Genomic DNA, 8,204 nt, shown 5'->3' on the forward strand with positions numbered 1-8,204 from the left:
CCACCCTCAACGAGATCCACGGCCCCGTCATCCACCCCGGCGAACCCGGCTACGCCGACGAAGTCACCGGGTTCAACCTGGCCGCCCTGCACACCCCCGACGTGGTCGTCGGTGCCACCCGCGCCGAGGACATCGTCACCGCCCTGCGCTGGGCCTCGGCCACCCACACCCCCGTCACCGTCCAGGCCACCGGCCACGGCGCCAACTTCCCCATACAGAACGGCCTGCTGATCAACACCGCCCGCATGACCGGCGTACACGTCGACGAAGAAACCCGCACCGCGAGAATCGACGCCGGCGCGAAGTGGCGGCACGTCCTGGCCGCCGCCACCCCCCACGGCCTCGCCACCCTGAACGGCTCCTCCACCGACGCAGGCGTCGTCGGCTACACCCTCGGCGGCGGCCTCCCCGTCCTCGGCCGGACCTACGGCTACGCCGCCGACAAGGTCCGCTCGTTCGAGGTCGTCACCCCCGACGGAACGCCCCACCACACCGACGCCGACACGGAACCCGACCTCTTCTGGGCCCTGCGCGGCGGCAAGGGCAACGTAGGAGTGGTGACCTCCCTGGTCACCGAACTCCTCCCGCTCCCCCGCATCCTCGGCGGCGGCATCTACTGCGCGGGCGAGGACGCCGAGCCCCTGCTGACCACCTGGGCGACCTGGACCCAGAACATCCCGCCGGAGATGAACAGCACCTTCAGCATCCTGCGCCTACCGCCCTTCCCGGAGATCCCCGAACCCTTCCGGGGCGGCTTCTGGTCAAGGGTCTGCCTCGCCTGGACCGGCGAGACGACAGCGGGCCAGGACCTCCTCACCCCGCTCCGCGAGGCCGCACCGGTCGTGATCGACACGGTGGAGGAGATGGACTACTCGGCGGTGGACCGCATCTATCTGGACCCCCAGGACCCGCTCCCGGCCCGCGAGTCCTGCGCCCTGCTGCGCGAGCTGACACCCGAGGCGATCGAGACGTTCCTGGACCAGGTGGGCCCGGCGGCGGGAGCCGGCGACTTCCCGCTCCTCATGGTCGAGATCCGGCACATGGGCGCGGCTCTGTCCCGCCCCGCAGCCGTGGCGGACGCGGTCTGCGCCCGGGACGCCGAGTACCTCCTGGAGGCGGTGGGCGTCCTGGCGGCACCCCCCATGGCCGAGGCCGTCGAACGCGCCACGAACGCTCTCAACTCCGCGATGGCCGCGTACGGCACCGGCCGCACCCTGGTCAACCTGCACGGCACCCCGGGCGACGAGAAGGACCGCGCCCGCGCCTGGACCCCGGAGGTCTACGACCGCCTGCGACGCGCGAAGTCGACGTACGACCCGGAGAACCTCCTGCGCTACGGCCACACGGTGGCTCCGTCAGCCTGAACCAGGCCCCCGCAGCCACCGCACACCGACACCGCGCCGCACAACGCTCAGATCGTCACAACCCTCAGATCGTCACAACGCTCAGGTCGTCGACCGCCGCCGCCGAGCCCCCGGCCGCCGCTCGCTCGGCCGTGTCACCGGATCCCCGGCCTCGACCGCCGCCGCCCGCCGCTTCAGCCCGAAGTCGGCGAGGGCCTCGGCCAGCTTGTGCACGGACGGCTCGGGAGCCATCACATCCACCCGCAGCCCGTGCTCCTCGGCGGTCTTGGCCGTGGCGGGCCCGATGCACGCGATCACGGTCACGTTGTGCGGCTTCCCGGCGATACCCACCAGGTTCCGCACGGTCGACGAGGACGTGAAGAGAACGGCGTCGAACCCACCGCCCTTGATCGCCTCCCGCGTCTCCGCGGGCGGCGGCGAGGCCCGCACGGTCCGATAGGCCGTGACGTCGTCGACCTCCCACCCGAGCTCGATGAGCCCGGCGACCAGGGTCTCGGTCGCGATGTCGGCCCGCGGCAGGAACACCCGGTCGATCGGGTCGAAAACGGGGTCGTACGGCGGCCAGTCCTCGAGAAGACCCGCGGCCGACTGCTCACCGCTCGGCACCAGATCAGGCTTCACACCGAAGGCGACCAGCGCCTTGGCGGTCTGCTCACCGACCGCGGCGACCTTGATCCCCGCGAAGGCGCGCGCGTCGAGCCCGTACTCCTCGAACTTCTCGCGTACGGCCTTGACGGCGTTGACCGAGGTGAAGGCGATCCACTCGTAGCGCCCGGTCACGAGCCCCTTGACCGCCCGCTCCATCTGCTGGGGCGTTCTCGGCGGCTCGACGGCGATCGTCGGCACCTCGTGCGGCACGGCCCCGTAGGACCGCAGCTGGTCGGAGAGCGAGGCCGCCTGCTCCTTCGTACGCGGCACGAGAACCTTCCAGCCGAACAGCGGCTTGTTCTCGAACCACGACAGCTGGTCGCGCTGCGCGGCGGCCGAACGCTCACCGACCACGACTATCACCGGCCGCCCGCCCTCGGGCGAGGGCAGCACCTTGGCCTGCTTGAGCGTCTGGGCGATGGTGCCCAGAGTGGCCGTCCACGTGCGCTGGCGGGTGGTCGTACCGGCGACCGTCACCGTCATCGGGGTATCGGGCTTGCGCCCGGCGGCGACCAGCTCCCCGGCGGCGGCACCCACGGAGTCCAGGGTCGTCGACACGACCACGGTCCCGTCCGACGCCCCCACCTCCGTCCAGCACCGGTCGGAGGCCGTCCGCGCGTCCACGAACCGCACGTCCGCGCCCTGGGCGTCGCGCAGCGGCACACCGGCGTACGCGGGTACACCGACCGCGGCGGCGACACCGGGCACGACCTCGAACGGCACGCCCGCGCGGGCGCAGGCCAGCATCTCCTCGGCGGCGTACGCGTCGAGCCCGGGGTCCCCGGACACCGCACGTACGACCCGCCTGCCGCCCCGCGCGGCCTCCATGACAAGATGTGCGGCATCCCGTACAGCGGGGGCAGCTGCGGTTGTTGACGAGCCGTCAACGATCGTTAGTTGGGGCGCGCCCGTGCCCGGAACCGGAGTCGAAGGCGACTCCGTGTCCGTGTCCACGACGGCGACGCCCGATCGAGCGTGGACGCGTACGACGTCGAGCACCTCGTGCCCGGCGACGAGAACGTCCGCGTTCGTGAGCGCCTCGACGGCGCGCAGAGTCAGCAGTCCCGGATCTCCGGGTCCGGCACCGAGGAAGGTGACGTGCCCGTGTTCAGGACCGACGGGAAGGGTGGTGGGGCTCACTGTGCTCGCTCCCCCATCAGACCGGCCGCGCCCTGGGCAAGCATCTCGGCCGCGAGTTCACGGCCGAGCGCCATTGCTTGGTCGTACGTCTCGGGCACGGGACCGGTGGTGGACAACTGCACCGTGCGAGAGCCGTCGGTGGTGCCGACGACGGCCCGCAGGCGCATTTCCTTGACAATCTGCCCGTCGGCCAGCAGGTCGGCCAGCGCGCCCACAGGGGCGGAGCAGCCGGCCTCCAGGGCGGCGAGCAGTGACCGTTCGGCGGTCACGGCGACCCGCGTGAACGGGTCGTCGAGCTCGCCGAGCGCTGCGATCAGGTCCGCGTTGTCCGCGGTGCATTCGATCGCGAGTGCTCCCTGGCCGGGAGCGGGCAAAACTGTGTCGACCGAGAGGAAATCGGTCACTTCGTCGATACGGCCGATGCGTGTGAGCCCTGCCGCGGCCAGCACCACCGCATCAAGCTCACCATCGCGCACGAACCGCACCCGGGTGTCGATGTTCCCCCGGATCGCAACCGTCTCGATATCAAGTCCGTGCGCGCGGGCGTACGCGTTGAGCTGCGCCATGCGCCGGGGCGAACCGGTACCGATGCGGGCGCCGCGGGGCAGGTCGGTGAACTTCAGGGCATCCCGGGCGACGATGACGTCCCGCGGGTCCTCGCGCTCGGGTATCGCGGCCAGCGCCAGCTCGTCCGGCTGCCCGGTCGGCAGGTCCTTGAGCGAGTGCACCGCGAAGTCGACCTCGCCCTTGAGCAGGGCTTCGCGCAGCGCGGTCACGAAGACACCGGTGCCGCCGATCTGCGCGAGCGCCTCCTTGGACACATCGCCGTACGTGGTGATCTCCACGAGCTCGACGGGCCGCCCGGTCACCTGGCTCACGGCGTCCGCCACCTGCCGCGACTGGGCCATGGCGAGTTTGCTCCGCCTGGTCCCTAGTCGTAGCGCCTTGGTACTCATGACGAGCCTCGGTCTTTCTCATCGGTGGTGCTGTCCTCGGCGCGGGAGACGGCGGCCACCGTCTCGGGGTCGAGGTCGAACAGAGTCCTCAACGCGTCCGCGTACCCGGCACCGCCGGGCTCGGCCGCGAGTTGCTTGACCCGTACGGTCGGCGCGTGGAGCAGCTTGTCGACCACGCGCCGCACGGTCTGCGTGATCTCACCGCGCTGCTTGTCGTCCAGCCCCGGCAGCCGCCCGTCGAGCCGGGCGATCTCACCGGCGACGACCTCGGCGGCCATGGACCGCAGCGCGACGACGGTCGGCGTGATGTGCGCGGCCCTGAGCGCGGCCCCGAAGGCGGCGACCTCGTCGGCCACGATACGACGGACCTGGTCGACGTCGGCCGCCATGGGAGCGTCTGCCGAAGCGTCGGCGAGGGACTCGATGTCGACGAGTCGCACCCCGCCCAGCCGGTGCACGGCGGCGTCGATGTCCCGGGGCATGGCGAGGTCGAGCAGGAAGAGCGAGGGGGTGGGCCGCGGAATCTCGGCGACGGGCTCGGGCCTGCGCCGCTCCGGCACGCGCCCGATCACGGCGGCGGTGGCGGCGAGCGCGGCGATGGCGTCGGCTTCCGCGACGGGATCGAGCACGGTCGCGACCGACCCGGAACTCTGCGGCCGGGGCGCGTTGTCCACCCAGGCGGCGTGCTGCTCCAGCTCGGAGGCGGCCATCCCGGCGACAGCGGCTTCGCCGAGCACGGAGAAACCGGGGGTGGTCTGCATGGGGGCCAGGTCGAGCGGACAGTTCTCGTCGGTCCCAGAGCTTGCGGGCAGTCGTGCCGCCTGGCCGGCTCCCGGCCCACGCAAGGGCGGCACCTCGTCGGCGCCGGGCTGCGCGACCGATCCCCGCGCCGCGGCAACAGCCTCAGCGCTGAGTACGAGCCCCGTGGCCCCCGTACAGGACACCACGACATCTGCACGTGTCAGCTCGTCCGACACCGAGTCCATCGGTACCGGGCGGGCGAGCACGTCCCCGCCTTCGTTGAGGATCTCGGCAAGCCGCTCGGCCCGGTCAGCCGTCCGGTTGGCGATGACGATCTCCGTGACCCCGACCCGCGCCAGCGTCGCCGCGGCCAGCGAGGACATCGACCCGGCCCCGATGACCAGCGCCTTCTTCCCTCGCGCCCAGTCCGACACCTCAGCGCCGAGAGCCAGCTGCTCCAGCCCGAAGGTGACCAGCGACTGTCCCGCCCGATCGATCCCGGTCTCGGAGTGCGCCCGCTTACCGACCCGCAGCGCCTGCTGGAACAGGTCGTTGAGCAGCCGTCCGGCGGTGTGCAGTTCCTGCGCCCGCGCCAGCGAGTCCTTGATCTGCCCGAGGATCTGCCCCTCCCCGACGACCATGGAGTCCAGCCCACAGGCCACGGAGAAGAGGTGATGAACGGCCCGGTCCTCGTAGTGCACGTAGAGATACGGAGTGAGCTCGTCGAGCCCCACCCCACTGTGCTGCGCGAGCAGCGTGGACAGCTCGGCCACTCCGGCGTGGAACTTGTCCACGTCGGCGTACAGCTCGATCCGGTTGCAGGTGGCCAGCACCGCGGCCTCCGTGGCCGGGTCGGCGGCGACGGTGTCCTGGAGCAACTTCACCTGCGCATCGGCATGGAGAGCCGCCCGCTCCAGCACGCTGACCGGCGCGCTGCGGTGGCTCAGCCCGACGACGAGGAGACTCATGCCGGCATCACGGCGGGTACGTCCCCGTCGGGTCCTTTGTCGGCGGAGTCTCTGCGGCCGGCGACGACCGGACCGGCGCCGTCGGCAGCGGCGGCGGCCTCCTCACCGGCCTTGCGCTGCTCGTGGAAGGCGAGGATCTGCAGCTCGATGGAGAGGTCGACCTTGCGCACGTCGACGCCGTCCGGCACGGACAGCACGGTCGGCGCGAAGTTCAGGATGGAGGTGACCCCGGCGGCCACGAGCCGGTCGCAGACCGGCTGGGCGGCACCCGCAGGGGTCGCGATGACCCCGATGGACACGCCGTTGTCCTCGATGATCTTTTCCAGGTCGTCCGAGTGCTGCACCGGAATGCCCGCGACGGGCTTTCCGGCCATCGCCGGATCGGCGTCGATCAGCGCCGCGACACGGAATCCACGGGACGCGAAGCCGCCGTAGTTGGCGAGAGCGGCGCCGAGATTACCGATACCGACGATCACAACCGGCCAGTCCTGGGTCAGGCCGAGTTCGCGGGAGATCTGGTAGACGAGATACTCGACGTCGTAGCCGACACCGCGCGTTCCGTAAGAACCCAGGTAGGAGAAGTCCTTGCGCAGCTTCGCGGAATTGACCCCCGCGGCGGCCGCGAGCTCCTCGGAGGAGACCGTGGGTACGGACCGCTCGGACAGCGCGGTCAGTGCGCGCAGGTACAGCGGAAGACGGGCGACGGTGGCCTCGGGGATTCCTCGGCTACGGGTCGCCGGTCGGTGATTTCGGCCAGTTGCCACGGTGCTCCTGCGGGATGAGCGGGGCTGTAGGCGGCCATACGTCCCAGGACCGCCCCGTCGAATGCAGGCTATGTCTTTGTGAACGCGTGCACAAAGATGGTGTCCGTTTTGCCCGGCCAAAGTGACCGGGGTCACGCGGCTGGTTCGCGCCAGGGCGGAACCGCGGAGCGCGTCAGCGCGTTCGGAGCCCGAAGGGGGCAAAATCGCACACACTCCTCACGACCACGCCCCCGAAAGCCAACAAAACGTCCACGATGGTAACCGCCTTTCGGTCAGGCACCCAGTTCGCGCCGCAGCCGCCCCGCGTCCACCCGCCAGAAGGTGTGCTGTTCGCCGTCGACCAGTACGACCGGAATCTGCTCCCAGTAGGCGCGGTGCAGCTCCTCGTCCTGGGTGATGTCCTTCTCCTCCCAGAGTGCTCCCGTTTCCGCGCAGACGGCCTCGATCACCGCCCGCGCGTCGTCGCACAGGTGGCACCCCGGCTTGCCGATCAGCGTCACGGTGCGCGGGCCGGCCTTCTTCTTCGTACGTCCGAACATGCCGTCCATTCTGCGCCGCCCGGCCCGCACCGGGCGCCGCCCCGGTTAACAGGGGAGCCCCGCACTGTTCACGCGCCGGTATCGGCACGCGTCAGGAGGGACCGAACAGACTGGCTATGCTCACGACATGGCCGCACTGGGATGGCTCACCCCTCGTAGGCGCTCCGCCACCGCGCGCAGCGTGCTGGCCGGCGAGGCCGCAGCAGAGGCAGCGCGCAAGTCCTCGCAGGAACTGGAGGAGGAACAGGCGCGCGAAGCCTCCGCCGACACGACCTCCGGGGCCGCCGCCGTCGAGAAGAAGCCCGCCGAGCCCGAGTTCCCCGTCGTCGGGGACGTGCACGCGGCCGCCTTCTTCGATCTCGACAACACCGTCATGCAGGGCGCGGCGATCTTCCACTTCGGCCGCGGCCTGTACAAGCGGAAGTTCTTCCAGCGCCGCGAACTGGCCCGGTTCGCCTGGCAGCAGGCGTGGTTCCGGCTGGCCGGCGTCGAGGATCCGGAACACATGCAGGACGCCCGCGACAGCGCCCTGTCCATCGTCAAGGGCCACCGCGTCTCCGAGCTGATGACCATCGGCGAGGAGATCTACGACGAGTACATGGCCGACCGCATCTGGCCGGGCACCCGCGCCCTCGCGCAGGCCCACCTCGACGCCGGCCAGAAGGTCTGGCTGGTGACGGCCGCCCCGGTGGAGACGGCGACGATCATCGCCCGGCGGCTCGGCCTGACGGGCGCGCTCGGCACGGTCGCCGAGTCCGTCGACGGCGTCTACACCGGCAAGCTGGTCGGCGAGCCGCTGCACGGGCCGGCCAAGGCCGAGGCGGTGCGCGCGCTGGCCGCCGCCGAGGGCCTGGACCTGTCCCGCTGCGCGGCGTACAGCGACTCGCACAACGACATCCCGATGCTCTCGCTCGTCGGGCACCCCTACGCCATCAACCCGGACACCAAGCTGCGCAAGCACGCCAAGATCCGCGACTGGCGACTGCGCGACTACCGGACGGGCCGCAAGGCGGCCAAGATCGGCATCCCGGCGGCCGCGGGCGTCGGGGCGCTGGCCGGCGGCACCGCCGCGGCGGTCGCCCTG

7 protein-coding genes are annotated in these 8,204 nt (G+C 71.2%); 2 read left to right on the plus strand and 5 right to left on the minus strand.

What is annotated here, in order from left to right:
• On the plus strand, positions 1-1,364 hold a 1,364-nt coding region (locus VIU94_RS43705), incomplete at its 5' end, for an FAD-binding oxidoreductase (protein ID WP_331921135.1).
• Positions 1,365-1,445: 81 nt separating this feature from the next.
• Here the strand turns inward: VIU94_RS43705 and VIU94_RS43710 are convergent.
• The 5 genes from VIU94_RS43710 to VIU94_RS43730 all read right to left on the minus strand — a co-directional run bounded on the left by VIU94_RS43710 (position 1,446) and on the right by VIU94_RS43730 (position 7,129).
• On the minus strand, positions 1,446-3,152 hold the full coding sequence (locus tag VIU94_RS43710) for a bifunctional uroporphyrinogen-III C-methyltransferase/uroporphyrinogen-III synthase (protein ID WP_331921137.1): 1,707 nt from the start codon (positions 3,150-3,152) through the stop codon (positions 1,446-1,448).
• Complete coding sequence (gene hemC, locus VIU94_RS43715; RefSeq protein WP_266515427.1) at positions 3,149-4,108, minus strand: hydroxymethylbilane synthase; 960 nt, start codon at positions 4,106-4,108, stop codon at positions 3,149-3,151. Before hemC ends, VIU94_RS43710 begins: the two co-directional genes overlap by 4 nt.
• A complete protein-coding gene (locus VIU94_RS43720) occupies positions 4,105-5,817 on the minus strand; it encodes a glutamyl-tRNA reductase (protein WP_280863274.1) in 1,713 nt (570 codons plus the stop codon). Before VIU94_RS43720 ends, hemC begins: the two co-directional genes overlap by 4 nt.
• Positions 5,814-6,581, minus strand: coding sequence for a redox-sensing transcriptional repressor Rex (locus VIU94_RS43725; protein WP_331921139.1), 768 nt, complete (start codon positions 6,579-6,581; stop codon positions 5,814-5,816). Before VIU94_RS43725 ends, VIU94_RS43720 begins: the two co-directional genes overlap by 4 nt.
• A 272-nt stretch (positions 6,582-6,853) precedes the next feature.
• Positions 6,854-7,129 carry a glutaredoxin family protein gene (locus VIU94_RS43730; RefSeq protein ID WP_331921142.1) on the minus strand — a complete coding sequence of 92 codons (276 nt, stop codon included), beginning with the start codon at positions 7,127-7,129 and terminating at the stop codon, positions 6,854-6,856.
• Between the two features lie 118 nt (positions 7,130-7,247).
• Between VIU94_RS43730 and VIU94_RS43735 the strand changes: the two genes are divergently transcribed.
• A partial coding sequence (locus VIU94_RS43735) for an HAD family hydrolase (protein WP_331921144.1) occupies positions 7,248-8,204 on the plus strand: 957 nt, incomplete at its 3' end.

It is taken from the genome of Streptomyces sp., from assembly GCF_036566765.1.
In the GTDB taxonomy this organism is placed as follows: Bacteria; Actinomycetota; Actinomycetes; order Streptomycetales; family Streptomycetaceae; genus Streptomyces.

What these genes read in the sequence shown, in the direction of transcription:
- VIU94_RS43730 (WP_331921142.1), bottom strand. Translation starts at nt 7,129, where the DNA reads ATGGACGGCATGTTCGGACGTACGAAGAAGAAGGCCGGCCCGCGCACC.
- VIU94_RS43720 (WP_280863274.1), bottom strand. Translation starts at nt 5,817, where the DNA reads ATGAGTCTCCTCGTCGTCGGGCTGAGCCACCGCAGCGCGCCGGTCAGC.
- hemC (WP_266515427.1), bottom strand. Translation starts at nt 4,108, where the DNA reads ATGAGTACCAAGGCGCTACGACTAGGGACCAGGCGGAGCAAACTCGCC.